The organism is Mesorhizobium sp. M0119, assembly GCF_040322615.1.
GTDB lineage: Bacteria > Pseudomonadota > Alphaproteobacteria > Rhizobiales > Rhizobiaceae > Mesorhizobium.
On sequence record NZ_JAMYTU010000036.1, the window covers coordinates 14450 to 39081 of the forward strand.

Sequence of the window (24632 nt, forward strand, 5' to 3'; positions counted from 1 at the left end):
TGCTGACACAGCTATCAGGAATTCTTATGACTGGAGATATCGACGTCCGGCTGCTGCGCGCCTTCGTCACCGTGGCCGATACGGGAACGGTGAGCCGGGCCGCCGATCGGCTTGCCCGCACGCAGGCGGCGGTGAGCATGCAGCTTCAGCGCCTCGAGGGCGAAGTCGGAGCCGAGCTGCTGCGCCGTTCGCCGCGCGGCGTGACGCTGACCGAGGCCGGCGAGATCCTGCTCGCCTTCGCCCGCAAGGCCATCGCGATCGGCGACGATGCCAGGCGCGAGATAGAAGGCCGCAGGCTGGTCGGCCGTGTCCGGCTGGGCATCGTCGAAGATTTGGCGGTGACACGGCTGCCGTTGATCATCGCCGACTTCCGCCGCCGGCATCCTTCCGTGGAGATCGAGCTGACGTCGGCCAGCAGCAGCGATCTCAGCAAGTCGCTGGGCGAAGGAAAATGCGACATCGTCATGGCCGATCCGGCGCGCTTCACAAAGGCGCCGCGAGGCCATCTGTCACGACAGTTGGTCTGGGCGGCAAGCCGCATGATCGAGATCGATGACGAGGTCGAGCTTCCGCTGATCATCTTCGAAGGCGCCTGCTCCTGGCAGGACAGGATGCTGGCCTCGCTCGCCGAGGCCGGGATCGGCTGGAAGATCGGCTGCCGCGTGTCGACCTTCGCGACACTGATCTCGGCGCTGAGGGCCGGGCTTGGCATCGGGCTTCTGCTGCAGGAAGGACTACCGCCCGACTGCCAAAGCCTCAACGGACGCTTCAACCTGCCGCCGGCGCCGATGGCGGATTTCGGCGTCTATCTCGCGAGGGACCCGTCGCGGCTGGTCGAGGAGTGTGGCGATTTCCTGCGAGCGGGATTCGAAGCGTAGCGAAATATCTGACGCCGTTCACCGTTCCTGGTCGGTCGGGCGGATGACGATCTCGTTGACGTTGACATGTGCCGGCTGGCTCACGGCGTAGAAAATGGCCGCGGCGATGTCCTCGGCGGTCAGCGCCTCCATGGCGGCAAGCCGCTTATCCAGATCAGCCTTGAACGCCGGATTGGTGATGTGGTCGCCGAGCTCTGTGCGCACCAGGCCGGGCTCGATGACGGTGACGCGAACCTTGTCGGCGTAGACTTCGCGGCGCAGCGATTCGGAAAAGCCGACGACACCGAACTTGGTTGCCGCGTAGCCGCTGGCGCCCGGATTGGCGACACGGCCGGCGACCGACGAGACATTGACGATGTGACCCTTGGCGGCCCTCAGATGCGGCAGCGCCGCTTTGGTGACGCCCATCAGCGCCAGCAGGTTGAGCTCGACCATGCGGCGCCAGTCGTCGAGCCTCGCCTCGGCGGCCGGCGACAGAAGCATCACTCCGGCATTGTTGACGAGGATGTCGAGACGGCTCCATTCGGCGACAACCTTGTCGACCATGGCCGTGACATCGTCATTGCTGGTGACGTCGGCCTCGATGCGGAGCGCCGTGCCGCCGGCCTTTTCGATACGCGCGGCCAGCGCTTCGAGACGATCGGCGCGGCGTGCGGCAATCGCAACCTTGGCCCCGGCGGCGGCCAGCGCCACAGCCGTTGCCTCGCCGATGCCCGAGGAGGCGCCGGTGACAAGCGCGACCTTGCCGGCCAGTGCGGAAGAAACAGCTGTCATTGTGAAATCTCCAAGGCCCCTGCCCGATCTTCAGATAGGCCGCGGGCCGCGAAGTGGAAGACCGGCTTTGCTTGGTTCTACTCGTCTGGGCCGGGCTCCGGCCAAGGCTCTTTCGCCGCCTCGGCATACCAGTGGCGCATCGCCGGCATCGAAAGCACGGCGTCGACATAGGCGCGGGTATCGGTTGCCAGCGTGCCACCATAGGTGTCGAAGCGGGTGACGACCGGCGCGTACATGGCGTCGGCCGCGGTGAAATGGCCAAACAGGAACGGGCCGCCTTTGCCGTGCTTTTCGCGGCATTGCCGCCACAAATCCTCGATGCGCGCCCGTTGCGCCTCACCTTCGGCGTCGAGCGGCCTGTGGCCTTTCGGCCGGCGCAAATTCATCGGCCAGCCATAGCGGACCTCGCGAAAGCCCGAATGCATCTCTGTCGCCGCCGAGCGGGCCAGCGCACGAGCGCCGATGTCGGCCGGCCAGAGCTTTTTCTCGGGAAACAGCTCAGCAAGATATTCAAGGATGGCAAGGGTTTCCCAGACGATCCGGACCTCGCCAGTCGGCAGCCGATGGTTCAGCACCGGCACCTGGCCGGTCGGCGATATCCTGGCCAGATTGGCCGCGGTCTCGGGCGTGCGCAGGCGCACAAGACCTTCCTCGAACGGGATCTCCAGATGCTTCATCGCCAGCCATGGCCTCAGCGACCAGGACGAGAAGCATTTGTTGCCGATGAAGAGCGTGAATTCAGCCATTGTCCCTCCGGCCCTGTCTGTTCGGGCTTCTCGCGCACCCTATCCTGTCGGCTTCGCGGCCGGAAGCTATCCCAATCGACGGGCAGAACCCGGAACCTAAGCGATCCGCGACCGTTTCTCCAGGCGAACGGTTCAGGAGATGCGCGATGGTGAACAAGGATCAGGTTGCCGGCGTTGCCAAGCAAGCCAAGGGCTCGGTCAAGCAGACCGCCGGCAAGGCCACCGGCAACAGGCGCACCGAGGCCGAAGGCGACGTCGACAAGGCGACCGGCAAGATGCAGAAGGCTTACGGCGACGTGAAGGACAAGGTGAAGAAGGCGCTTTGAGGGTGGCCCTTCGCAAACCAGGAAAAGGCGGCTCGGCCGCCTTTTTTGCGTCCTCTCCTGCCCGTCAGAAAGTCAGGCTTTTGCTGTATGCATTGGTGAAGGTGACCTCGCCATGATCTCCTGCGGCTTCGCCCAGCACCACATCCATGCTGTTTCCGGTCACCCGCGCCAAGGCAAAGCCGCCCATGAAGGCGGCCTTCGGCTTGAACAAATCGAGCCCGTCACGGTGGTAGATCATCGGCGTCGCGTGCTGGTGACCATGGAAGATGCCGACGACGTTGTAACCCTTCAGCACAGCCAGCAGCGCCTGCCTGTCAGCTTCGCTCCACCAGTGCGGCGGACCCTTGCCGCCTTCGTCGAAGGTCTTCTCGGCTGCGTCCCATCTTTCGATCGAAAAAGTATCCCAGCCATAATGCTGGAACAGGATGACCGGGCGGCCGTCGCCGGCATAAGTCGCCAGGTCCTGCTTCAGCCATGGCAGGCTGCTGGCGGCGCCATGGCCGGTATCGCCGGCAAAACGGTGCGTCTGGACAAGATGCAGACCGCCCCAATCCCATGAATAGCAGTCGGTCCCGACGTCGTAGTCGGTCGCCGGCGCGGGCGGCTTGAAGAACACGCCGGGGCGGTGGTTGACCTCGACGTAGTCGCGCATTTCGCGGCGGTACCAGTCGACATGCGAGCGCGGGCCGTTCTGGTCGAGGTCGTGGTTGCCGAGGCCGACATAGACCGGCATGTGCACATGGTCGGGGCCGACACCTTGCTGATAGCGCTGGCTGAACTGAAGCAGCTGCGTGCCCTCGCTGGGCTGGGTGATCTGGCCGCCGCCATCATCGGTGATGTCGCCGCCAACGACGAGGCCGAGCGGCGTGCCGATGTTGCCCGTCGAGCGCAGGGCGGTGGCAACGCCATCGATTTCAGCCGGCCATTGCCTGTCGCCGACGCCGTTGAGTGCGGCGACATTGCGCAGCAAGGCAGCGTCTGTCTTGCCCTCCTGCTCGCAATGCGGGCTCAATCCGTTTGCCATGCGGCAGGCATGGACATCGGCGATGAACAGAAAAGTGGCGTCGATCGGCGGGATGCGCTGCCCGGTCTGGCCGAAGGCCGGGCGCGAAACGGCGCCGGCCGCGGCAACGGCCGCTGCCTTCATCAGGAACCTGCGCCGGGAAACCGGCCGGGCGGAAATACGATGCATCATGCGCTAAAATTCAGCACGACGCGGACCGGCAGTCCAGTTGCTCGCAAAGTGTGTCGACACGTTCTCCCAGGTCTGGCATTGCTTTCGGCATTCAACTTGCGCGGGCAGAGGAGGACGCCATGAAAGCTACATCCATCGGCATGACAATGGCGATTCTGGCGGTGACGAGCGCAGCGCATGGCGCCGGGTGCATCGACGCCAAATCGGCCAAGGCCGGCTTCATTCTCGAAAGGCCCGCATCCACAGCGAATTTCGTCCGGCGGCGGGCGGAATGGTGGCGGTTGCCAACAAATACCAGTCGCAATCGCCGCAGTCGCAGTACCTGTTCGGCGGGCTGATCGAAGTGTTTCGCGACAGCAGCACGGGGCAGCTGGCGATGATCCCGTTTTCCGATCTCAGGAAGGTGTTCCCGCTGAAGGCGGGTGCCAAGAGCAAGATCGTATTTGCCCGTCTCGCACCGAACAAGCCGCCGAAGGGCACCGAGACGCTGGAGATCAACGTCAAGGGCAAGGAGACGTTCAGCCTGGGTGATTGCAAATACTCCGTGCTCGCGGTCAAGCAGACGATCAGGAGCGAGGCCGGCGAGACGCGGGACGAATTCATCGCGCTTTACGCACCCGACCTGCAGGCAGTTGTGGCCAGGCGCTATGACGAGGGCACCAGTGCCGAAAGCGTGGTCGGCTACGAGCTGATCAAGCCGCTGCCGAATTAGGAGAGCTCGGCCTCCCCGCCTCGGTCGCGATATCAGCGACTGCGGCCTCTGTCCTGCCAGCGTTAAAGCGCTCTGTGCAGTATCCTGCGACGTCGCCTCGTGACTCCCTGTTCCAATGCCATCAGGCAATCGCGCAGCACGCTTGCGTCCTGCGCGGTCTTGGCCATCGACATGGCGCCGGAATAGCTGGCGACAGCCAACGCTGCGAAGCGCTGCGGATCGATGCCCTGCTCCCGGCCCGCCTGCTGGTCGGCCCTGATCTTGTCGGCGATCGCCTGACGCCAGGTAGAAAAAATGCTGGCAAGGGCAATGCGGAAATCCGGATCGGCAAGCGACAGTTCATGCGCCAGGTTGTTGAGCGGGCAGCCGCGCACGAAACCCTGCCGCTCCAGCTCCGCCGCGACGGCCGCGAACACGGAGCGCACGCCCTCGCGCGCTGAGGGAGCCATCCGCACCGGCGCGATCCATGTCTCTTCAACCGCGGCGGCGACCCGCTCCTCGATCACTGCGAGCGCCAGCGCCTTCTTGGTTGGGAAATGGTGGTGCAGCGCGCCGCCGGTGACGCCCGCCGTCGCCATCAGGTCGCCCATGCTGGATGCATGATAGCCGCGTGCCTGAAACGCCTCCTCGGCGACATCGAGCACCTTTTTGCGCATGCCTTCGGGATCGTTGGTGCGTTTTTGAGCCCGCGACCTTGGGCGAGCGGATATCTCTGCTGACATCTTCACACGATAGCACATTGACAAAACAGGACAATCGGTCTGTTTTGTAAAACAGGATGACTGTCCTGTTTTGGAGCTCGCGCGATGAACCTGCCTTTGAACGCCATACCTAATCCCGATCTGCTCGCCTCGCCCGTCGTCGAACTCAGGCAATACACGCTGAAACCCGGCCGGCGCGAGACACTGATCGGCATCTTCGACAATCAGCTGATCGAGGGCCAGGAAACGGCGGGGATGACCATCATCGGCCAGTTCCGCGATCTCGACCGGCCGGACATGTTCGTCTGGCTGCGCGGCTTCGATGGCATGGAAGCGCGGAAAAACGCTCTGACCGCCTTCTATGACGGGCCGGTCTGGGCTGCCTGGCGCGACGCCGCCAACGCCACGATGATCTCATCCGACGACGTGCTGCTGCTGAAGCCGGCCTGGCCAGGCGCCGGCCTAGACCTCTCGGGATCGCAGCGGGCAGTTACACCGGATTTCGAAAAACCAACCGTAAGCAATGATTTGCAGGCAATTGTTGTCATCAGGATTCATCATTTGCGACCGGGCCTGGAAGCCGGCTTCGCCAGGGATTTCCAGACCGGGGCTCTTCCGGTGCTTGCCGCACTTGGCGCACGGCCGCTGGCCGCCTTCATCACCGAACATGCCGAAAACAGCTTTCCGCGGTTGCCGGTGCGGGCCGGCGAAAACGTCTTCATCAGCATCGCGGGTTTCGACAGCACCGAAGCCTATGCCCGCCATGAGGCAGCCTTGGCTGCCTCCCCGAGATGGCAGGCATTCGAGCAGACCGCGCAGTGGGAATTTGCCAGGCCCATGGAGGTTCTGCGCCTGGCGCCGACGGCGCGATCGCTGTTCGGGCAGCCAACGCCGGCATGACCAACGCCGTCGAAGCCAGCTATGTGCGCTGGACTCCCGGTCTGGTTCACGCCGGAAAATGCCTGGCATGGATCGCTTGGTAGCGCGTGGTCCATGCGGTTGCCTGCTCCAGGTCAAGGGAAATGCGAAGCAGCTGGTGATCCTCGTTCTTGCGGCCAATGAGCTGGATGCCGATCGGCAGGCCGCCTTTCGACTGGAACAACGGCAGGCTGGCGGCCGGTTGCCCGGTGACGTTGAAGATTTCTGTGAAAGGCGCAAAGCCGTAAGCTCGGCTCGCCCAAGCCTCGTAATCGAAGAGAGCACCATCGCCATGGATGGCGCCAAGCCGGGGCGGCAGGTCGGCCGTGGTCGGCGTCATGATCAGGTCGAACGCATCGAACGCCATCGCCATCGCCAGCGAAGCGCTGTGCACGTGGTCCTGCGCCCTGAGATAGTCGGCGGCCGAAGACCGCCGGAAACAGTCGAGCGCGTGACGAGTCAGGCTTTCGATTTCGCCAGCCGCCGGCATCCGCCCGATCTCATCGGCGCGCTCGTCAACCAGCCGCGCAACCTCCGACATCCAGAAAATGCTCCAGTCCGCTCCGGCGCTGGCTTCCCGCGGGAAACGCGCCTCTGTGACCTCGTGCCCCATTTCCTCGAGGAGGATCACGGCTTCCTGGAATTTTCCCCCGATCTCGGACGCGACCGGCGTGCCATCCGGCCGGTGCGCCAGGCACGCGACGCGCAGTCGCTCGCCGGGGGAAGACAGCCAGTCCAGGTAGGACGGCACCGATTTCGACACGGAGTAAGGCGCTCCTTGTTCTGGACCGGCAGTCATGTCCAGCATGGCGGCGCTGTCCCGAACGGTGCGGGACACGACGTTCTCGGCGTAGAGCCCGGCGCCGACCTGACCTTGACCAGGCCCGACAGGCGTGAGCCCGCGCGACGGCTTCATGCCGAACACGCCGCAACAGGCAGCCGGCACCCGGATCGAGCCGCCGATATCGGAACCGTGGGCGACCGGCACCATACCGCTTGCCACCGCCGCAGCAGCTCCGCCGCTTGAGCCGCCCGCCGTCAGCGAAGGATCCCAGGGGTTCAAGGTGGGGCCGCGAAAGCTGGGTTCGGTCACGAAGTCGTTGGCGAATTCAGGCGTGTTTGTCTTGCCCAGCAAGATCAGACCGGCGGCCCGCCAGCGCCGGACGATCTCGTTGTCGGGCTTCGGCGCGGCATCCTTGAAGTAGAGCGACGAGTGCGTCGTCGGCCACTCCCGCACATTGACGCCGGTGTCCTTGACCAGGAAAGGAATGCCGGCGAGTGCGGCCTGCCGGTTGCAGCTTGCCGCGCCGGAAAGCGCCCGGTCCGCATCGATCAGTGTCACGGCGTTGATGGCGGGATTGATGCTTTCGATCGCTTCGATAGCCGCTTCGACGACCTCGACGGCCGATAATTCGCCCGAGCGAACATGCCCGGCCAGGGCGACGGCATCCAGCGCCACGTATTCGGAAAGGTTCATGACCGGTCTCAGCCCGGATTGCCTGTCGCTTCGGCTGTCGGCTGGGGTCCAGCTTTGGTCCGGACCTTGAAATAGCGGGCGATGGCTGCCGCGACCAATGCCGGGTCCTCCCAATGCGGATTGTGGCCACAGCGCACCGCGCTCACGAACGCGGCGCTAGGGATTTCTTCGAGGAGCCGCCGTTGGTGCGTTTCGTCGAAGAGCAGGTCGCGCCCGCCAGCAATGACAAGCGCCGGCAGGCGCAGCGTGCGCGCCTTGTCGGTCAAATCGACGCGCCGAACCTTCTCGAGGATTGCGCGCCAAAGTGCCGCCGGCATGGCTGACGCCTCCTTTGCAGCCATGGTCAGGAAGTCCGCTGGAACCTCGGCCTCGCAGGCATGCCAATAGTCATAGAACGGATCGGCCGGCGATATCGGATCTCGAAGCGCCCGCACACCAATGGTCATCGGGTGGTCCTCACCGATCTGCGGCCGCAGCGTTCCGGCCATCAGCAAAAGGCCGCCGATCATCTCGGGGTAGCGCGCGGCTGCCTCGATCGCCACCATGCTGCCCAGGGAATGCCCGACCAGAACCGGCCGCTGGAGCCGCAATCGCTCGATCAAACTCGCCACATCTTCCGCGAAATCCGCCGGGGCGAAGCCGCGTGTCCCGGCCGGCGAGGCGCCATGCCCGCGCAGGTCCGGAATGACAAGCCGGCGCCCGGCGAGATGCGGCGCCAGCAAGGAGAAGCTGCGGCTCGTGTCGGAGAAGCCGTGCACCAGCACCAGCGCGGGCTCCTGCCCGGCGATTTCGACGCAGGCCGTTTCAGTGCAGCCGGCACCGACCCTGCGCTTGCGGCCGTTCCAACCCGCCTGATAGGCCGATATCACAGGCCGAGCTGCTGCTTGACTGCGTCGAGTGCGGGCTTGCCATCGAATGTGGTGACACCGGCCAGCCAGGCGCCGAGCCTATCCGGATTCTCCTTGACCGCCTTCAGGCCGGCTTCCTCCGGCTTCATACCGTCATTGATGAGATAGCCCATGCCGAGGTTTTCGAAATCGATGTCGAAGGCGAGGTTCTTCAGCAACTGCCCGACATTGGGGCATTGCTGCAGATAGCCCTTGCGCACCTGCGTCGTCACCGTCGCGGCGCCGAAGTTCGGGCCGTAGAACTTGTCGCCGCCGCTCAGATATTTGAAGTCGTACATCGTGTTCATTGGATGCGGCGCCCAGCCCTGGAAGACGATGAAGCGCTTTTCCTTGATCTCGTAGCCGACCTCGGAAAGCATGCCGGCTTCACTCGATTCGACGACCTGCCAACCATCGAGGCCGAGCGACTTATCGGCGATGGCGTCCATCATCAGCTGGTTGGAGCCCGGCTCGATGCCGTACATCTTCCTGCCGAATTTGTCGGCGAACTTTTGCAGGTCGGCAAAATCCTTGACACCGGCCTCCCAGACGTAAGTCGGCACGGCAAAGGTGTATTTGGCGCCGACGAGATTGACGCGCACATCGTCTACCGAGCCGTCCTTCTTATAGGGCTCGTAGTAGGTGATCATCGCCGGATCCCAATAGCCAAGGAACACGTCCAAATCATTGTTCTTCAAGGATTCATAGATGACGTTGATGCCCAGAAGCGAGCTTGCCGGCTTGTAGCCGAGCGCATCGAGCAAGACGCTGGTAACGCCGGTGGTGAAGGCAAGGTCGTTCCATCCAGGCTCGGCCATGCGCACGACCTTGCATTGCTCGGGTTCAGCCGCAAAGACCGGCTGGGTCGCCAGCAGGACGCCGAGCGAGGCGCCTATTCCAAGGCTACGAAGCATTTCGGTTCTCCTCATTTCACCAACGGGCGTCGACCATTCGGTTTTTATATTGTCCCAACGGTCAATTCTTGATCTCGGCGGACGAAAATGTCAACGTCGGTTTTCGATGCATGGATCCGGCCCCGTGAAACTCAAGCGTCTCAGCGACATACGCCGCAAAGAGCTGCGGCAAGCCGCCTTTGCCGTGCTTCAGCGCGAAGGCATAGCTGGCGCCACCATAGAAAAGGTGGCGGCGCAGGCCGGCGCGTCGAAGGGCATCGTGCTGCATTATTTCAACAGCAAGCAGGAACTGTTCGAGCACGCCATGCGCGAATCGAACCTGGTGCTGCGGCATGCGGTGGTCGAGCGGCTGAGACAGGCGCGCACGCCAATGCAACGGATAGATGCCATCATCGAAGGCAATTTCGAGCCGCATCTCTTCCAGCCGTCCCTCTGCCATGCCTGGCTTTCGCTTTGCGCGGAGGTGCCGCGCGACGAAAAGCTGGCCCGCATCCAGAAGGTGATTCATGCGCGCATGCGCTCCAACCTGCTGTCCGGCCTGCGCGGTCTGGCGCCGGCGCGCGATGCTGACGAGATCGCTTTCGGCGTCACCGCCCTGATCGATGGGCTGTGGTTGCGGCTTGGCCTGCAGCCCGGCAGCGTTACGCGTGAACAGGCCATTCATCAGGTCAAGGAGTTTGTCGCTACCCGCCTGGCTGTTCGGCGCGATGCAGCCGCTGCCGAATAGACAGGCGCATCAGCCGAAAGTTCATATTGTAGGATGGGCCGGCGGCTTGACCACAATTGGCAACGGCGCTGTTCTCCTTGCCAAAGAAGACGGCAATGCGCGGGAGTGTTGGATGAGACTAGGCGGCAAACGGGCACTGGTCACCGGCGGCTCGGACGGGATCGGGCTGGCAATCGCCGAGGCGTTTTTGCGCGAAGGCGCGGATGTGCTGATCGTCGGCCGCGACGGCAAAAAGCTCGACGCCGCCCGCAAGCAGCTCGGGGATAATGTCGAAACGCTGTCGGCCGATTTGTCGGCCAGCGCCGGCATCGACGCCGTGGTCGAGCATGCCAGGCGCGGCCCAGCTGTCGATATCCTCGTCAACAATGCCGGCGTGGCGTTCCTGGTGCCGTTCGAAACCGTCAGCGAGGATCAGTTCCAGCAGTCGTTCGCGCTCAACGTCACGGCCGTATTCTTCCTCACCCAACGGCTGTTGCCGCATCTCGCGCCGGGCGGGGCTTCCGTGATCAACATCTCGTCCTATTTCGCACACAAGATGATCCCGAAGCGGCCGTCCAGCCTCTATTCGCTGTCGAAGGGCGCGCTCAATTCGCTGACCAAGTCGCTCGCCTTCGAGCTCGGGCCGCGCGGCATAAGGGTCAACGCCATCGCGCCCGGCACGGTCGACACAGCGATGCGGCGCAGGTCGATCGAAAACCTGCCTGAGGCCGCGCAAGCCGAGCTCAAGGCCTATGTCGAGCGCAGCTACCCGCTCGGCCGCATCGGCCGAACCGGCGACCTTGCCGGCATCGCGGTCTATCTTGCCAGCGACGAAGCGGCATGGACCAGCGGCGGTGTATTTGCTGTCGACGGCGGCTATACGGCGGGGTGAGGAGCGGTCGGCGAAGCTGCCAATCTCCCCCCTTGTGGGGGAGATGTCCGGCAGGACAGAGGGGGGCGCTGTCCCGCCGACTTCTCATCGATCGCAATTCCGCCCTTAGGCTTGTTGTCCTTCTCCGCTGGTTGCAGGGTGAACAACGTTGGCGATCCTTCGCGCCCCCCTCTGCCCTGCCGGGCATCTCCCCCACGAGGGGGGAGATTGCCAGTCCCTTCAACCGATTTGCATCCCCATCGTCCGCAATCTCCGCTTGAAGGCGTTTGTGCAACGCGATACGCCGTTTGCAAATTGCAAACCGGAGAGACTTCGTGAGCGCGCCAGAGACCAGAACCGAAACCGACACGTTCGGTCCCATCGAGGTCGCCGCCGACCGCTATTGGGGCGCGCAGGCGCAGCGTTCGCTGGCCAATTTCAAGATCGGCTGGGAGAAACAGCCGGCGTCGATCGTGCGGGCGCTAGGCATCGTCAAACGGGCGGCCGCCGAAGCCAATATGGAGCTGAAGCGGCTCGATCCGGCGATCGGCAAGGCCATCGTCGAGGCCTCCCAGGAGGTCATCGACGGCAAGCTGAACGAACATTTCCCGCTGGTCGTCTGGCAGACCGGCTCGGGCACGCAGTCCAACATGAACGCCAATGAGGTGATTTCCAACCGGGCGATCGAGCTTCTGGGCGGCGTCATGGGGTCGAAGAAGCCGGTGCATCCCAATGACCACGTCAACATGAGCCAGTCGTCGAACGACACCTATCCGACGGCCATGCACATAGCCTGCGCCGAGCGCATCATCCACGATCTGCTGCCGGCGCTGAGACATTTGCATGCGGCACTCGAGGCCAAGACCAAGGCATTCGCCCACATCGTCAAGATCGGCCGCACCCACACGCAGGACGCCACGCCGCTGACGCTTGGCCAGGAATTCTCGGGCTATGCGGCTCAGGTCGCCTCGTCGATCAAGCGCATCGAGATGACCCTGCCCGGCCTGCAGGAATTGGCACAGGGCGGCACCGCGGTCGGCACCGGCCTCAACGCGCCGGTCGGTTTTGCCGAAAAAGTGGCGTCGCGCATCGCCGCAATCACCGGGATCGATTTCGTCACCGCGCCGAACAAGTTCGAGGCGCTGGCCGCGCATGATTCCATGGTCTTCTCGCACGGCGCCATCAATGCCTGCGCGGCGGCGCTGTTCAAGATCGCCAACGACATCCGCCTGCTCGGCTCGGGCCCGCGTTCGGGCCTCGGCGAATTGTCGCTGCCGGAAAACGAACCGGGCTCCTCGATCATGCCGGGCAAGGTCAATCCGACACAATGCGAGGCCATGACGCAGGTTTGCGTGCAGGTGTTCGGCAACAACGCGGCGATCAGCTTCGCCGGCAGCCAGGGCCATTTCGAGCTCAACGTCTACAATCCTCTGATGGCCTATTGTTTCCTGCAGTCGGTGCAGTTGCTGGCCGACGCTTCCCTGTCGTTCACTGACAATTGCGTCGTCGGCATCGAGGCCCGCGAAGACAACATCAAGGCAGCGCTCGACCGTTCGCTGATGCTGGTGACGGCGCTGGCGCCGACGATCGGCTATGACAACGCCGCCAACATCGCCAAGGCGGCGCACAAGAACGGCACAACGCTGCGCGAGGAAGCGCTGGCCACCGGGCTGGTCAGCGAAGCCGACTATGAGCGGCTGGTGCGGCCGGAGGACATGACGCACCCAGGGTAAGTTGATCGCGAAAACGTTACCTCGGTGAACAATCCGTAACCAATCTGACGTCTTTGGTGAACAGTCGGCATGCGCTAACTGGACGGCTATCCCAAGTCGTTTGGCCAAACCCTTCTGGAGAGTTACGCATGTCCACCAACACGTCCACCAACACTTCGTTTGCCGGTTCCGGCACCGCCTCCGGCGCCTCGGGCACGATCCTGCTCGGCCGCATCCTGCTTTCGGTCATCTTCCTGCTTTCCGGCTTCGGCAAGCTGACGGCGATTGCCGGCACGGCCGGCTATTTCGGCAGCCTCGGCCTGCCGCTGCCGATGGTGACCGCCATTGTCGTCGGCCTGATCGAACTGCTTGGCGGGCTCGCCATCCTGGTCGGCTTCCAGACCCGGATCGTCGGCTGGGTGATGGCGATCTTCACCGTTGCCACCGCACTGGTCGCCCACACCGGCTGGGCCGATCAGATGCAGATGATCAATTTCATGAAAAACCTCGGCATCGCCGGCGGCTTCCTCGTGCTCGCCTCGTCGGGTCCAGGCGCGTATTCGATCGACGCCAAGCGCGGCTGAAGCGGCCCAGCATTTCCTGAACAAAGGGGCGCGGAATTTTCCGCGCCCCTTTTTCGTTGTCGGTTTATATCTGCTGGCTGGAACTCTGCTAGCATCGGCCGCCGATATCGGAGGAGACCATGCCTCGCAATGCGCTGCTCTTGCTTTCCCGGCTGCTGCTCGCCGCGCTGTTCGTGCCGTCCGGCTTCCATGCGCTTGCCGACATCGCCGGCACATCGGGCTATTTCGCCGGCCTCGGCCTGCCGCTGCCGACGCTCGCTGCCTGGGGCACCGGGCTGTTCGAGCTGATCGCCGGGCTGCTCATCCTCGTCGGCTTCAAGACGCCGATCGTGGCGCTGCTGCTCGCCGCCTTCTGCATCGCGGCGGGCTTCATCGGCCACTATGGCCAAGGTGGCGACGATCCGACGCTGACCTTCCTGCATTCGCAGATGCTGATGAAGGACATCGCCATATCAGGCGGTTTCCTGGCGCTGGCAATGGCTGGTGCGGGCGCCTGGTCGGCCGACGGACGGATGCCCAGGGCAATCGCTTCACGCAAAAGCTAGCGCTCGACTCGTCCACCTGCAGAAGTCGGCGCCGCCCCTCATCTGCCTGCCGGCATCTTCTCCCCGTATAGTGACGGGGAGAAGGAAGCTGGCCGCGACCCCGGCACTCTTTCTGCAACGCTGGAAGTAAGCGAAATCCGTTCCGAAGGCATCTTTCTCCCCGTCGCTATACGGGGAGAAATGCCCGGCAGGGCAATGAGGGGCGGCGCAAAACCTGAAACGATTGCCTTGAGGCGGAGCAGAGATTAGTTGGCTGAGACAGCCTACTTCACCGAAACGCTAGGCCCGCCCTCGACCGCCAGCACCAGCCGGCGGTTGGTGACCCTTGCCAGTTGCGCCAGCCTGCCGGCCGGCCGCTCGCCGTAAAGATCGGCCAGCGCTGCCGGCAGCACCAGCGCCAGCACGCCATTGCCGCGGTTTTCCCATTTCAGCCGCGGCATGACACCCGGCATCGCCGCGCTCAGCAAATAGACGACGCGCAGCAGCGCGGCCAGCACCCGTGCCCGTTCGAGATAGCGCGGCGTCGCCAGTCCGCGGATTTCCGGAGCGGCTTCATTGAACACGCCCTCGTGGCGAAACAGGCTGACAAGCGCCAGGAAAGCGCGGCCGGGATGGTCGACGCCGATGAACGAGGCGTGGGCGATGATGTTGAGCGATTGCTTGCCGCGATATTCGGGATGGGCGCGCCAGCCGATATCAGCGAGCAGGCAGGCGGCGTGGCGGTAGCGCGCTTCATCCCTGGTCTCGTCGATGCCGAAGGCGGCGAACGCCTTGCCGGTCCACTCGACAAGTTCATGCGCGTGGTCGACCGAGCGCGAGCGCAGGCGGGCAAGCTCTTCCGCCGCCGAGATCAGCGGATCGGCTTTCTGCTCGGCATTGTCGAGCAGCGAATAGAGAAAGCCCTCGCGCACGCCCAGCGCCGACACGATGATCTTCGACGGCTGCATCGCCGCCATGATCTCCTGCAGCACGATGGCGCCATAGGGCAGCAGCGAGCGGCGGTTCTTGGAGACGCCCTCGATGCCTTTGATCTTATCGATCTCGGCCTTGGCGACCTGCCGGAGGAAATTCGCGGCGCTTTCGATGCCGATCTCGTAATGATGCATGACGCCGAGCGGGTAGTTGGTCATTTCCATGTGCAGCCGGGCGAGGTTTCGCCAAGTGCCGCCGACCGTGTAGAAGGCCCTGCCCTGCCCGCCCTTCAGCAATTTCGCCCGTGCCAGTTGCTCGCGCGCGATCCTTGCCGCCTGGGCCAGCGAGTTCTTCGCCATGTCCTGCAGGCGCAAGCCGCCCAACGGCAGCGTGATGCCGTCACCGATCGTCTCACCGTCGATGTCGATCAGTTCGAGGCTGCCGCCGCCAAGATCGCCGGCAATGCCGTTGGCCGGGTGGAAACCGGAGATCACGCCGAGTGCCGAATAATGGGCTTCCTCGCGGCCGCTCAGCACCTGGATCTCGGTCTTGAGCACATCCTCGGCGCGGTGGATGAAGTCGGGGCCGTTGACGGCCTCGCGAGCGGCGGCGGTCGCCAGCACATATATGCGCTCGGCGCCGGCCTGGTCGGAGAGCGCGCGGAAGCGGCGGAACTCTTCCATCGAGCGCGTCACCGCCTCGGGATCGAGCTTTCCGGTCGAAACGATGCCGCGGCCGAGGCCGGCCAGCATCTTTTCGTTGAACAGCAAGGTCGGCGAGCGCGCCAGCCCCTCATAGATGACAAGACGGATCGAGTTCGACCCGATATCGATGATGGACAGCGGTCGGCGGTCCTGAAGCCGGCCCTGGGACGCTGAAATCATCAGCCCGTCGCTGCGTTCTGTTTCTTGCGGCGCTTGAACTGCGCGATGCGCTTGGGCGCATGCGACTTCAACGCATCGCCCCGTCCGGACAGGCTCGGATTGGTCATGAAATATTCCTGCGCGTTGAACGGTTCCTCGCCCTCTTCCAGCACGACGCGCCGGGAGGTTCCGTCAGCCAATACGTCGAAACTTTGCTGGTTGTCCATGATGTTGCCGAGCATGATCTGGCCGAGCACCTGCTCATGCACAGTTGGATTGGTGATCGGCACCATGGTCTCGACGCGGCGGTCGAGATTGCGCGGCATTAGATCGGCCGAGGAGATGTAGACGATCGCCCCGTCCGATGGCAGGCCGTGGCCGTTGCCGAAGCAGTAGATGCGGCTGTGCTCGAGGAAACGGCCGACGATCGACTTCACCCTAATGTTCTCCGACAGGCCGGGCACCTGCGGCCTCAGGCAGCAGATGCCGCGCACGACGAGATCGATCTCGACGCCGGCGCGGCTGGCATCGTAGAGCGCATCGATGATGATCGGATCGACCAGCGCATTCATCTTCATCCAGATGCGAGCCGGCCTGCCGTCCAGCGCGTGGCCGATCTCGTCCGAAATGTGCTTGAGGATGCGGTTGCGCAGCGTGAACGGCGATATGGCCAGCCGCATCTGCTCGGCCGGCTCGGCATAGCCGGTGATGAAGTTGAACAATTGCGCGACATCGCGCGCGATCGTCGGGTCGGTGGTGAAGAAGGACAGGTCGGTGTAGATGCGCGCGGTGACCGGGTGGTAGTTGCCGGTGCCGAGATGCACGTAATTGCGCAGCCTGCCGTCCTCGCGCCGCACCACCAGCGACATTTTCGCGTGAGTCTTGAGCTCGAGGAAACCGAAGACGACCTGGACGCCGGCGCGCTCGAGGTCGCGGGCCCAGCGGATGTTGGCCTCCTCGTCGAAACGCGCCTTGAGCTCGACCAGCGCCGTCACCGACTTGCCGGCTTCCGCCGCATCGACCAAAGCCCGCACGATCGGGCTGTCGTTGGAGGTGCGATAGAGCGTCTGCTTGATCGCCACCACTTCCGGATCGGCCATCGCCTGGCGCAGGAACTGCACCACGACGTCGAAGGATTCGTAAGGGTGGTGGACGATGATGTCCTTCTCGCGGATGGCGGCAAAGCAATCGCCGCCGTGCTCGCGGATGCGCTCGGGGAAGCGCGGATTGTAGGGCGTGAACTTCAGATCGTCGCGGGCGACGGCGACGATCTCCGAGATCTGGCTAAGCGCCAGCGGACCTGTAAGCACGCTGATGCGGCTGGCCGAGACACCGAGCTCGCCGGCGACGAAGTCGCGCAATTCGGACGGCATCAGCCTGTCGAACTCGATGCGGATGACGGAGCCGCGGCGGCGACGCTTCAGCGCCGTCTCGAACAGCCGCACCAGATCTTCGGATTCTTCCTCGACCTCGATATCGCTGTCACGGATGATGCGGAACGTGCCGGAGCCCTTGACCTCGTAGCCGGGGAACAGCTTGCCGATGTAGAGACTGACCGCCTCTTCGAGCGGAACGAAGCGGACGTGATGCTTGCGATCCGGCAAGCGGATGAAGCGCCTCAGCGCCACCGGCAGGCGCAAAAGCGCGCTCATTTCCTCGCCGTTCTTGCGGTGGCGCAATTGCAGCGCCATCGAGAAACCGAGATTGGGAATGAACGGAAACGGATGCGCCGGGTCGATCGACAGCGGCGTCAGGACCGGAAACACCTGCTCCTGGAAATGGTCCTCGAGCCAGGTCTTCTCGTCCTTGGTCAGCGCATCGCGGGTGATGCTCTCGATGCCTTCCTTGTTGAGCTGCAGCATCAGCGCCGAAAGGCTGTTCTGCTGGTCCTCCTGCAGGCGCTCTACCTCGCGCAGCAACTGTTCGAGCTGCTGCTCGGGGGTGCGCCCGTCCGGGCTCTTCAGCACGATGCCTTCGCGCACCTGGCCGGCAAGACCGGCGACGCGGACCATGAAGAACTCGTCGAGATTGGCTGCCGATATCGACAGGAAGCGAACGCGCTCGAGCAGCGGATGATTGGCGTTCAGCGATTCCTCGAGCACGCGGCGGTTGAATTGCAGCCAGGAAAACTCGCGGTTGACGAAGCGGTCAGGATTGCCGCCTTCGCGGCTCGCAGCCTCGATGGTGATGAATTCGTTCTGCACCGGCTTCAGTTCGTTCATAGTTCCTGCTCTTCTCACACCCGTCCGCGGATTACGGTGTTAACCGGCTTAACTTATCCTCTGACAGGCTTTTGCGACAGTTTCATTTCATCGATCTTGCAAAGAGACCGGTTATGATCCAGATGCAATCGACAAGATCAGGAGACGACGATGGCAGGCGGTTCCATTCCCCATTTCCAGAACGATGCGGGCTATCCGGCAATCGACATCGGCGTCAAGGAATTCATGTGCACCGGCGCCAATCCGCCTTTCGACCACCCGCATGTATTTCTCGATATGGGCGACGACAATGAAAAGGTCTGCCCCTATTGCTCGACGCTCTATCGATATTCGCCGAAGCTGAAGGCATTGGAAACGCAGCCGCCGGGCTGCCTCTATATCGACCAGGCCGCCTGATTCTTCCGCGACAAGCCTGATGCAGGGAACGCAGTCCCGGCAGGTGGTCATCGCCGGGGCGGGCGTCGCCGGGCTGACCGCGGCACTGGCCTTCGCCGAGCGCGGCTATCGGATAAAACTGTTCGAACAGGCGCAGCACCTCGAGGCTGCCGGCGCCGGCATCCAGCTTTCACCCAACGCGACGCGCATCCTACGGCAGCTCGGCGTACTCGAACGGCTGCTGGCGACGGCGGTGCGGCCGGAGGCGGTCGTGCTCAAGGATGCCGCCACGCTGCGCAAGCTGGCGTGCGTACCGCTTGGCCAGGCCGCAGAAACGCGCTGGGGAGCGCCCTATCTCGTTGCACACCGCGCCGATCTGCAGTCAGCGCTGATGCAGCGAGTTTCGGAGCAGCCCGGTATCGATCTGATCGCTGGCTCGCGGGTGACCGACATCGCAGCCGGACCGAAAGGTGTTGCCGTCATTGCATCGGTTGATGGCAAAACGGTCGAGGCTGGCTGTCTGCTGATCGGCGCCGATGGCGTCTGGTCGTCAGTGCGAGAAACGCTTGCCCGCAAGGCGGCCGAATTCGGTAGGAGCCGGTTTTCGGGCGAGCTTGCCTGGCGCGCCACGGTGGCCGCCGACAGCCCCGCCGGACAAACCTTTGCAGCGATCGGTGCGGCCGATTGCGTTACCGCCTTCCTCTATCCCGGCTTCCATATGGTCGCCTATCCGGTCAGCCGTGGCACTGCCTTCAATCTCGCTGCCTTCACCAGGGGCAAGCGCATCGCCGAGGGCTGGTCGGGGCATGCCGATCCCACCAGCCTCTCAAGCGCCATGCGCGGTGCCGCGCCGGCGCTGGTCCGTCTGGCGAGCGAGGCCGCGCCGTGGACGGCATGGCCGATCCACACCGTCGAGCAGCGGCGGTGGACGACGCCGGAAGGCATCGCGCTGATCGGCGATGCGGCGCATGCGATGACGCCCTTTGCCGCACAGGGCGCGGCGATGGCGATCGAGGACGCGGCGACGCTTGCCGGTTTCGTTGCCGCTTCGCCGGCCGATCTTAAGGGGGCGCTCGCCGGCTGGGAACAGGCGCGGCGGCCGCGCGTCGCCCAGGTCGCCCGCCGCAGCGCCGTCAACCGCCTCGCCTGGCACGCGGCCGGGCCGGTGGCGATGGCCCGCAACCTGTTCCTGGCAATGCGCTCACCCGAAAAGCTCGCCGCCGATCTCGACTGGCTCTATGGCTGGCGGGCGTTGGACGATGGCGCGCGATGATACGCACGACAGGCTGGCGGGACAGCGCCCCTCTCTGTCCCGCCGGACATCTCCCCTACTTGGGGGGAGATTAGCCATCACATTGGCTTTCGCCAATCTTCAAGGTTGCACGACCTAGCAAGGCGCCGAAGCCGCTAATCTCCCCCCTCGTGGGGAGATGTCCGGCAGGACAGAGGGGGGCGCGAAGGGTCGCGGCGTTGATCAGCCGGAACCCTCTTCAATTGTAAAGCCGCATCGACAGGCCGAGCGAGGCCGGCATCGGGTTCCACCAGCCGGTGCGCAGGCCCGCCGTGCGCAGTGCCGCCGCCGTCCAGGTGTTGCAGCCGACCAGCGCATTGAAATGGCCATTGGCTTCGAAAAACCGGTCGAAGCGGGAATAGGCCGCATTCTCGATCGGAATGGCCCCGTTCGGCCCCTGCTGGAAACTTGCCGCAATGTAATCGAGCAGCGCGGTAAAGCGTTCGTCGCCGATGTCGAAGCCGGCGACGTCGGGATGCGGCTCGGCGATTTCGCCGGAAATGTCGACATGCATCACCGAGGCATCGACGGTCAGCGCCTTCATCACCGGCACTGCCTTCAGCTCCGACCAGGTCGGCGTCTCCAGATAGAAGGCGCGGCCGCCCCAGCCGAAGACGATGTAGCGGACCTCCGCCATGTCGGCCGGAATGCCGGCATCGACCACAAAATGGAAGCGCCGGCGCACATCGTCGTCGACCGGGATGGCGATGTCGGTGTGGATCGGATTTTGCAGCACCAAAATGCGGTGGCTTGCGCCGATCGGATCGGCAACGGCCGCCGGCCAGAGCGGGCGCGGCAGCAGCGTGCCCAGCGCTACCGCTAGCGCTATTGCAACGGCCAGCAGGCCAAGAAAACGGGCAAGCTTCTTCATGCGGAAGGCATAGAACAAGCAATGCTCAAGGTGAAGCCTCTCCGGAAGTTGCACAGCTGACTTAGAGCTTGACGCGTATCCTCCCCGGGAGGATATGCTGGGGCATGTCAGATCATCTCCACGCCTCGCATCCTTCGATCATAAAGCGCCTGAAGCGCGCGCAAGGCCACCTCACGGCGGTGCTGGCCATGATCGAGGCGCATCGCCCTTGCGTTGATCTGGCGCAGCAGCTTCACGCCGTCGAACGGGCCATCAGCAGCGCCAAGCGCGAGCTGATCAACGATCACATCGAGCATTGCCTGACGGACAGCGTGGAAACCGGCGGCAACTCGCTGGCGGAACTCAAGCAGCTGGCGAAATATCTATGAATGCCATCGTAGCCCGCATTCTGGACAGGCTCGGGTTCGGCTCGCACGCCGCACATCATCACGGCGGTCACGGTCCGCACGGTCACACCCATGGCGTCATCGATGCGACAATTGCCACCACCGATCGGGGCATCTGGGCAATCAAATGGTCGTTCGTAATCCTGGCCATCACCGCGGCATTGCAGATGGTCGTGGTTGCGTTGTCGGGAAGTGTGGCGCTGCTGGCCGACACAATCCACAACATCGGCGACGCGACCACGGCGATCCCGCTATGGATTGCGTTCGTGCTGGCGCGGCGCAAGCCGTCGCGGATCTTCACCTATGGCTTGGGCCGGGTCGAGGATCTGGCCGGCATCATCATCGTGCTCATCATCCTGTTCAGCGCTGTTGTCGCCGCCTACCAGGCCATCGACAGGCTGATCAATCCACAAGTTGTGACCCATCTCGGCTGGCTGACGGCGGCGGGCATTGTCGGCTTCCTCGGCAACGAGGCGGTTGCCGTGTTCCGTATCCGCGTCGGCCGCGAAATCAACAGCGCGGCGCTCATTGCCGACGGCTACCACGCCCGCACCGACGGACTTACCAGCCTTGCCGTGGTCATCGGAGCCATCGGCGTCTGGCTCGGCTTTTCCTTGGCCGACCCGATCGTCGGCCTGCTGATCACGATTGCGATCTTCGGTATCGTCTGGCAATCGGCCCGCTCGGTGCTGACCCGCATGCTGGATGGAATCGAACCCGGTGTGATGGATGAAATCCGACATGCCGCCGAGCATGTTGCGGGCGCACGCATTGTCGATGCCAAGGCGCGCTGGATCGGTCATAGATTGCACGCCGACATCGCAATTGCCGCAGACGAAACCCTGCCGCTGTCGGAAGCGAACAAGATCGCGGCAGCGCTGAAGGACGAACTGTCCCAGCATATGCCGGCCCTGGCTGAGGCGAATGTGCGGTTTTCAACCGTATATGGAGAGCACGACCGTCCTCACGAGCACACGCACGACCATGGCCACATGCACTGACGCTCGCCGATTTTCTGCTAGTCTCGTCCGATGTTCCAGACGCTCGTAGAATTTCAGCGCACGATCTATCTGACTCTCGGCGAACAGATCAAGCTGCTTGCGGCCGGAGGCAATTGGCTGGCGTTCATGGCCTTCCTGCCGATGGGCGTCGTGTTCGGGGCTGCCCATGCGCTGACGCCGGGTCATAGCAAGGCGGTCCTGGCGACCTATCTTGCCGGTTCGGATGCGAAGGTCTCGCGCGGCCTGCTCGTATCTATGACGCTATCGTTCACGCATGTGACGATTGCCGTTCTGATTGCGGCTCTCTCGCTGCCACTGGTCTCCATAGCATTGGGCAGCGTTGGCCGCGCTCCGCTTCTGGAGCATATCAGTCGTGGGCTGCTCGGCCTCATTGGCGTCTGGATGCTCTGGCGCGCTTTGAGCCATAGCCATCACCACAGGCACGAAGGCGAGGCTGTCGGCGTGATGGCAGGCCTGATCCCCTGCCCGCTGACGCTTTTCGCGATGACTTTCGCGATCTCCAGGGGTGTTCCGGCAGCGGGCGTCCTGTTTGCCATCACCATGATGGTCGGCGTGGCGCTGACGCTGTCCTGCGTCGCCGTGTTGTCGATCGTGTTTCGGGAACGGCTTGTACAGTTTTTCGCGCGCCAGCCACGGCTGTTCGAAACCATCTCCCGGGCCATCGAGGCCGCTGCCGGTCTCGCCCTTGCCGGCGTCGCTGTCTGGCAGATAACCTCAGCTTGAGAGAAAATTGGCCCCAGCCACCGCATATCGTCCGGGCCGAAGCAGCGGTTGGAACGAGCCTAGGCGACGCCGGTCATGTCACATCGATGACGACCATCAGCCCGCCGCCGCCCTTCTCCTCGACATTGTTGTTCGTGGTGTGATGCGGGATGTGGCAATGGATCAGCCATTTGCCCGGACGCTGCGCCTTCCAGATCACGTCATAGCGCTGACCCGGCCCGACGTTGACCGTATCGGCAAGGAAACGACCCGAGGCAGGGATCGTCTCGCCGTCGCGGGCAACGACCTCGAACGGTCCGCCATGGATATGCATCGGATGGATGAAGCCGTTGTTGGTGCCGATGAACCGCACCTTGAGCGTCTCGCCGACCTTCATCGGGATCGTCTCGGTCGAGGGATAGGCCTTGCCGTTGATGGTGAAGAAATTCGGCATGCCGCCGTCCATCGGCATCGACGGGTAGGTCAGCCCTTCCCGCACCAGCCATTCCTGAAGCTCGATGACGTAATCATGGTCGGCCGCGACCTCATCGGCGGGATTGGCGGGATCGATGATCAGCGCACCGTAGAGGCCGAGCGCCTGGGTCCGGTCCGGCTTGGCATGGGGATGATAGAAATAGGTTCCGTGCTGGGTTGCGGTGAATTCGTATGAATAGGATTGCCCGGGCTCGATCGGCGACTGCGTGATCTCGGCCGGCCCATCCATCTGGTTCGGCAGGATCAAGCCATGCCAATGCACCGTCGTTTCGTCAGGCAGGCCGTTGGTGACGTTGATCCTGACCCGGTCGCCCTGGCGAATGTGAATTCGCGGGCCGGGAATCTGGCCATTATAGGCATAGGCGTCGACCGCGACGTCCGGCAGGATCTGCCAGCGGACCACCGAAGGCCTGAGCTCGAACACCTTGACGCCGTTCTCCATCCGAAACGGCAGGTCCTGGTCACCCTTTGCCGTCAGACCATAAGAGGCGGCCACGAGGCGCGGATCGGTGGCAGCCATATCGCGCATCGTATCGGCCGGCGTGTCGCGATCCATGATCATGCCTTGCGGCATGATCACCCCGCCGACGTCGCGTGCCGACAGCGTCAGGTTCAGCCAGTTCGCCGGCGCGATCATGCCGATGGCGAGCGCCAGCAGGGAGACGGCACCTAGGGCAGCGACCTGCGGCGTCGTGGCATCCGTCTCCATGTGATGGCCGCCGCCTTTGCCTTTGTGGGAAGCCATATCGTGGCGCTGCCCGCGACGGCCACTGGCGTCGGCCTGCTGCATTTGCATTTGCGCATGTTGCCTCGTTGCAGGCTGCTGCCGACCATCGATGCCGGCTGCCTGCGCGCGCTGCGTCATCAGCCCATGCTTCAGCCCCCGGGCGACCAGCCAGACATTGGCCGGATAGGCAAGCGCAAAACCGGCGAGGACGCCAATCGACATCACACCCCAGAACAACAGCTCCGTCGGTTCCATCGCGCGCATGTCGCGGCCCATCATCAGAAAACTCATGACCGGCGCCATGCCGGCCATCATGAAGTTCATCGAGATGAATTCGGGCAGGAAGCTCTTGCGCACGTTCTCCCGATAGGTGCCGCCCATCATCGATTTCATGAAAAGCGACTGGAAGATGAACAGGCCGAAGGCAAAGCCGGCGAGATATTCGACAATCAGGTCGATCCACATCGGCAGGCCGAGCGCCGCCGTGATGGCGGCGGCAAGAATGATGCCGGTGGCATCGCCAGCGACGCAGTGGATGGTGGAGCCGACGCCCTGCTTCCAGAGCGGCCGGGTGAACACCTCATGCTCGCCCGGCCGGGGTTCCTTGTCGGCGAGCACGTAGAGCAACAAGCCGAGCGGACCCATATAGAGGGTGACCAGGATGAAGCCCCATTTCATCACCACCGGCTCGGGATTGTTGCGATATTGGTCGAAGCCGACATAAAGCGTCGAAGCCAGCGCCAGCGCGAACCAGACGACGAGGAAATAATCGATCGGTTGGATGAGCATCAGGATGAACCCTTGACCTGTCGCCGCACTC

General features: G+C 63.6%; 25 protein-coding genes. 14 read left to right on the top strand and 11 right to left on the bottom strand.

Annotated elements, in window-relative coordinates; all coding sequences use genetic code 11:
- The first annotated feature begins 26 nt into the window (after positions 1–26).
- A complete protein-coding gene (locus NKJ40_RS24990) occupies positions 27–878 on the top strand; it encodes a LysR family transcriptional regulator (protein ID WP_352468358.1) in 852 nt (283 codons plus the stop codon).
- 18 nt (positions 879–896) lie between these two features.
- Here the strand turns inward: NKJ40_RS24990 and NKJ40_RS24995 are convergent, their stop codons facing one another.
- Together NKJ40_RS24995 and NKJ40_RS25000 are read right to left on the bottom strand one after the other, a co-directional pair.
- Positions 897–1652, bottom strand: a complete 756-nt coding sequence (locus NKJ40_RS24995; protein WP_352468359.1) for an SDR family NAD(P)-dependent oxidoreductase — start codon at positions 1650–1652, stop codon at positions 897–899.
- A 77-nt stretch (positions 1653–1729) separates the two neighbouring features.
- Positions 1730–2398 (bottom strand): glutathione S-transferase family protein, encoded by a 669-nt coding sequence (locus tag NKJ40_RS25000; protein ID WP_352468360.1) that lies wholly within the window; start codon positions 2396–2398, stop codon positions 1730–1732.
- 146 nt (positions 2399–2544) lie between these two features.
- Here NKJ40_RS25000 and NKJ40_RS25005 point away from each other — a divergent pair, with 146 nt between their 5' ends.
- Positions 2545–2724 carry a CsbD family protein gene (locus NKJ40_RS25005; RefSeq protein ID WP_254820647.1) on the top strand — a complete coding sequence of 60 codons (180 nt, stop codon included), beginning with the start codon at positions 2545–2547 and terminating at the stop codon, positions 2722–2724.
- A gap of 64 nt (positions 2725–2788) precedes the next feature.
- On the opposite strand, the gene NKJ40_RS25010 is transcribed toward NKJ40_RS25005, so the two are convergent.
- A complete protein-coding gene (locus tag NKJ40_RS25010; RefSeq protein ID WP_352468361.1) occupies positions 2789–3919 on the bottom strand; it encodes a metallophosphoesterase in 1131 nt (376 codons plus the stop codon).
- A gap of 271 nt (positions 3920–4190) precedes the next feature.
- Here NKJ40_RS25010 and NKJ40_RS25015 point away from each other — a divergent pair, with 271 nt between their 5' ends.
- Complete coding sequence (locus NKJ40_RS25015) at positions 4191–4631, top strand: hypothetical protein (RefSeq protein ID WP_352468362.1); 441 nt, start codon at positions 4191–4193, stop codon at positions 4629–4631.
- Positions 4632–4693: 62 nt separating this feature from the next.
- Here the strand turns inward: NKJ40_RS25015 and NKJ40_RS25020 are convergent, their stop codons facing one another.
- Positions 4694–5287 carry a TetR/AcrR family transcriptional regulator gene (locus NKJ40_RS25020; RefSeq protein ID WP_352468363.1) on the bottom strand — a complete coding sequence of 198 codons (594 nt, stop codon included), beginning with the start codon at positions 5285–5287 and terminating at the stop codon, positions 4694–4696.
- 150 nt (positions 5288–5437) lie between these two features.
- Between NKJ40_RS25020 and NKJ40_RS25025 the strand changes: the two genes are divergently transcribed.
- Complete coding sequence (locus tag NKJ40_RS25025) at positions 5438–6232, top strand: NIPSNAP family protein (RefSeq protein ID WP_352468364.1); 795 nt, start codon at positions 5438–5440, stop codon at positions 6230–6232.
- A 46-nt stretch (positions 6233–6278) separates the two neighbouring features.
- On the opposite strand, the gene NKJ40_RS25030 is transcribed toward NKJ40_RS25025, so the two are convergent.
- The 3 genes from NKJ40_RS25030 to choX are packed head-to-tail and all read right to left on the bottom strand — an operon-like array spanning position 6279 to position 9528.
- Positions 6279–7727, bottom strand: a complete 1449-nt coding sequence (locus NKJ40_RS25030; protein WP_352468365.1) for an amidase — start codon at positions 7725–7727, stop codon at positions 6279–6281.
- Positions 7728–7735: 8 nt separating this feature from the next.
- Positions 7736–8596 (bottom strand): alpha/beta fold hydrolase, encoded by an 861-nt coding sequence (locus tag NKJ40_RS25035; protein ID WP_352468366.1) that lies wholly within the window; start codon positions 8594–8596, stop codon positions 7736–7738.
- Positions 8593–9528: a choline ABC transporter substrate-binding protein gene (choX, locus tag NKJ40_RS25040; protein WP_352468367.1), complete on the bottom strand. Its 936-nt coding sequence runs from the start codon at positions 9526–9528 to the stop codon at positions 8593–8595. Before choX ends, NKJ40_RS25035 begins: the two co-directional genes overlap by 4 nt.
- A gap of 124 nt (positions 9529–9652) precedes the next feature.
- On the opposite strand from choX, the gene betI reads away from it, so the two are divergent.
- The 5 genes from betI (at position 9653) to NKJ40_RS25065 (ending at position 13946) form a co-directional block, all read left to right on the top strand.
- Positions 9653–10255, top strand: coding sequence for a choline-binding transcriptional repressor BetI (gene betI / locus NKJ40_RS25045; protein ID WP_352468368.1), 603 nt, complete (start codon positions 9653–9655; stop codon positions 10253–10255).
- A 112-nt stretch (positions 10256–10367) separates the two neighbouring features.
- On the top strand, positions 10368–11126 hold the full coding sequence (locus tag NKJ40_RS25050) for an SDR family NAD(P)-dependent oxidoreductase (RefSeq protein WP_352468369.1): 759 nt from the start codon (positions 10368–10370) through the stop codon (positions 11124–11126).
- A 314-nt stretch (positions 11127–11440) separates the two neighbouring features.
- A complete protein-coding gene (gene fumC, locus NKJ40_RS25055; protein WP_352468370.1) occupies positions 11441–12838 on the top strand; it encodes a class II fumarate hydratase in 1398 nt (465 codons plus the stop codon).
- Between the two features lie 128 nt (positions 12839–12966).
- The gene (locus NKJ40_RS25060) at positions 12967–13401 is read left to right on the top strand and encodes a DoxX family protein (RefSeq protein ID WP_352468371.1); all 435 of its coding nucleotides are present in this window, start codon (positions 12967–12969) and stop codon (positions 13399–13401) included.
- A gap of 119 nt (positions 13402–13520) precedes the next feature.
- Complete coding sequence (locus NKJ40_RS25065) at positions 13521–13946, top strand: DoxX family protein (protein WP_352468372.1); 426 nt, start codon at positions 13521–13523, stop codon at positions 13944–13946.
- Between the two features lie 263 nt (positions 13947–14209).
- Here NKJ40_RS25065 and ppx read toward each other — a convergent pair whose 3' ends face one another.
- Complete coding sequence (ppx, locus tag NKJ40_RS25070; RefSeq protein ID WP_352468373.1) at positions 14210–15742, bottom strand: exopolyphosphatase; 1533 nt, start codon at positions 15740–15742, stop codon at positions 14210–14212.
- Positions 15742–17943 carry an RNA degradosome polyphosphate kinase gene (locus NKJ40_RS25075; RefSeq protein ID WP_352468374.1) on the bottom strand — a complete coding sequence of 734 codons (2202 nt, stop codon included), beginning with the start codon at positions 17941–17943 and terminating at the stop codon, positions 15742–15744. Before NKJ40_RS25075 ends, ppx begins: the two co-directional genes overlap by 1 nt.
- A gap of 150 nt (positions 17944–18093) precedes the next feature.
- Between NKJ40_RS25075 and NKJ40_RS25080 the strand changes: the two genes are divergently transcribed.
- Positions 18094–18339, top strand: coding sequence for a zinc-finger domain-containing protein (locus tag NKJ40_RS25080; RefSeq protein WP_254820632.1), 246 nt, complete (start codon positions 18094–18096; stop codon positions 18337–18339).
- A 19-nt stretch (positions 18340–18358) separates the two neighbouring features.
- Positions 18359–19591, top strand: coding sequence for an FAD-dependent monooxygenase (locus NKJ40_RS25085; protein ID WP_352468375.1), 1233 nt, complete (start codon positions 18359–18361; stop codon positions 19589–19591).
- A 217-nt stretch (positions 19592–19808) separates the two neighbouring features.
- On the opposite strand, the gene NKJ40_RS25090 is transcribed toward NKJ40_RS25085, so the two are convergent.
- Positions 19809–20480, bottom strand: a complete 672-nt coding sequence (locus NKJ40_RS25090) for a TIGR02117 family protein (protein ID WP_352468391.1) — start codon at positions 20478–20480, stop codon at positions 19809–19811.
- A gap of 104 nt (positions 20481–20584) precedes the next feature.
- On the opposite strand from NKJ40_RS25090, the gene NKJ40_RS25095 reads away from it, so the two are divergent.
- From NKJ40_RS25095 to NKJ40_RS25105, 3 genes are read left to right on the top strand one after another with little or no spacing between them, the layout of a single operon-like run.
- Positions 20585–20848, top strand: a complete 264-nt coding sequence (locus tag NKJ40_RS25095; RefSeq protein ID WP_352468376.1) for a metal-sensing transcriptional repressor — start codon at positions 20585–20587, stop codon at positions 20846–20848.
- The gene (locus tag NKJ40_RS25100) at positions 20845–21867 is read left to right on the top strand and encodes a cation diffusion facilitator family transporter (RefSeq protein WP_502903756.1); all 1023 of its coding nucleotides are present in this window, start codon (positions 20845–20847) and stop codon (positions 21865–21867) included. The genes NKJ40_RS25095 and NKJ40_RS25100 overlap by 4 nt, the downstream gene beginning before the upstream one ends.
- 30 nt (positions 21868–21897) lie before the next feature.
- Positions 21898–22611 carry a nickel/cobalt transporter gene (locus NKJ40_RS25105; protein WP_352468377.1) on the top strand — a complete coding sequence of 238 codons (714 nt, stop codon included), beginning with the start codon at positions 21898–21900 and terminating at the stop codon, positions 22609–22611.
- A gap of 73 nt (positions 22612–22684) precedes the next feature.
- Here NKJ40_RS25105 and NKJ40_RS25110 read toward each other — a convergent pair whose 3' ends face one another.
- The gene (locus NKJ40_RS25110; RefSeq protein WP_352468378.1) at positions 22685–24601 is read right to left on the bottom strand and encodes a multicopper oxidase domain-containing protein; all 1917 of its coding nucleotides are present in this window, start codon (positions 24599–24601) and stop codon (positions 22685–22687) included.
- Positions 24602–24632: the final 31 nt, after the last annotated feature.

Bases quoted from the DNA above. Each gene is read 5' to 3' on its own strand.
- NKJ40_RS25080 (WP_254820632.1), top strand. From the start codon at position 18,094: ATGGCAGGCGGTTCCATTCCCCATTTCCAGAACGATGCGGGCTATCCG.
- NKJ40_RS25100 (WP_502903756.1), top strand. From the start codon at position 20,845: ATGAATGCCATCGTAGCCCGCATTCTGGACAGGCTCGGGTTCGGCTCG.
- NKJ40_RS25005 (WP_254820647.1), top strand. From the start codon at position 2,545: ATGGTGAACAAGGATCAGGTTGCCGGCGTTGCCAAGCAAGCCAAGGGC.
- NKJ40_RS25025 (WP_352468364.1), top strand. From the start codon at position 5,438: ATGAACCTGCCTTTGAACGCCATACCTAATCCCGATCTGCTCGCCTCG.
- NKJ40_RS25090 (WP_352468391.1), bottom strand. From the start codon at position 20,480: ATGAAGAAGCTTGCCCGTTTTCTTGGCCTGCTGGCCGTTGCAATAGCG.
- NKJ40_RS25000 (WP_352468360.1), bottom strand. From the start codon at position 2,398: ATGGCTGAATTCACGCTCTTCATCGGCAACAAATGCTTCTCGTCCTGG.
- NKJ40_RS24990 (WP_352468358.1), top strand. From the start codon at position 27: ATGACTGGAGATATCGACGTCCGGCTGCTGCGCGCCTTCGTCACCGTG.
- NKJ40_RS25065 (WP_352468372.1), top strand. From the start codon at position 13,521: ATGCCTCGCAATGCGCTGCTCTTGCTTTCCCGGCTGCTGCTCGCCGCG.
- NKJ40_RS25010 (WP_352468361.1), bottom strand. From the start codon at position 3,919: ATGATGCATCGTATTTCCGCCCGGCCGGTTTCCCGGCGCAGGTTCCTG.
- choX (WP_352468367.1), bottom strand. From the start codon at position 9,528: ATGCTTCGTAGCCTTGGAATAGGCGCCTCGCTCGGCGTCCTGCTGGCG.
- NKJ40_RS25050 (WP_352468369.1), top strand. From the start codon at position 10,368: ATGAGACTAGGCGGCAAACGGGCACTGGTCACCGGCGGCTCGGACGGG.
- NKJ40_RS24995 (WP_352468359.1), bottom strand. From the start codon at position 1,652: ATGACAGCTGTTTCTTCCGCACTGGCCGGCAAGGTCGCGCTTGTCACC.
- NKJ40_RS25075 (WP_352468374.1), bottom strand. From the start codon at position 17,943: ATGAACGAACTGAAGCCGGTGCAGAACGAATTCATCACCATCGAGGCT.
- NKJ40_RS25060 (WP_352468371.1), top strand. From the start codon at position 12,967: ATGTCCACCAACACGTCCACCAACACTTCGTTTGCCGGTTCCGGCACC.
- ppx (WP_352468373.1), bottom strand. From the start codon at position 15,742: ATGATTTCAGCGTCCCAGGGCCGGCTTCAGGACCGCCGACCGCTGTCC.
- NKJ40_RS25095 (WP_352468376.1), top strand. From the start codon at position 20,585: ATGTCAGATCATCTCCACGCCTCGCATCCTTCGATCATAAAGCGCCTG.
- NKJ40_RS25105 (WP_352468377.1), top strand. From the start codon at position 21,898: ATGTTCCAGACGCTCGTAGAATTTCAGCGCACGATCTATCTGACTCTC.
- NKJ40_RS25110 (WP_352468378.1), bottom strand. From the start codon at position 24,601: ATGCTCATCCAACCGATCGATTATTTCCTCGTCGTCTGGTTCGCGCTG.
- NKJ40_RS25085 (WP_352468375.1), top strand. From the start codon at position 18,359: ATGCAGGGAACGCAGTCCCGGCAGGTGGTCATCGCCGGGGCGGGCGTC.
- NKJ40_RS25020 (WP_352468363.1), bottom strand. From the start codon at position 5,287: ATGCGCAAAAAGGTGCTCGATGTCGCCGAGGAGGCGTTTCAGGCACGC.
- NKJ40_RS25030 (WP_352468365.1), bottom strand. From the start codon at position 7,727: ATGAACCTTTCCGAATACGTGGCGCTGGATGCCGTCGCCCTGGCCGGG.
- NKJ40_RS25015 (WP_352468362.1), top strand. From the start codon at position 4,191: ATGGTGGCGGTTGCCAACAAATACCAGTCGCAATCGCCGCAGTCGCAG.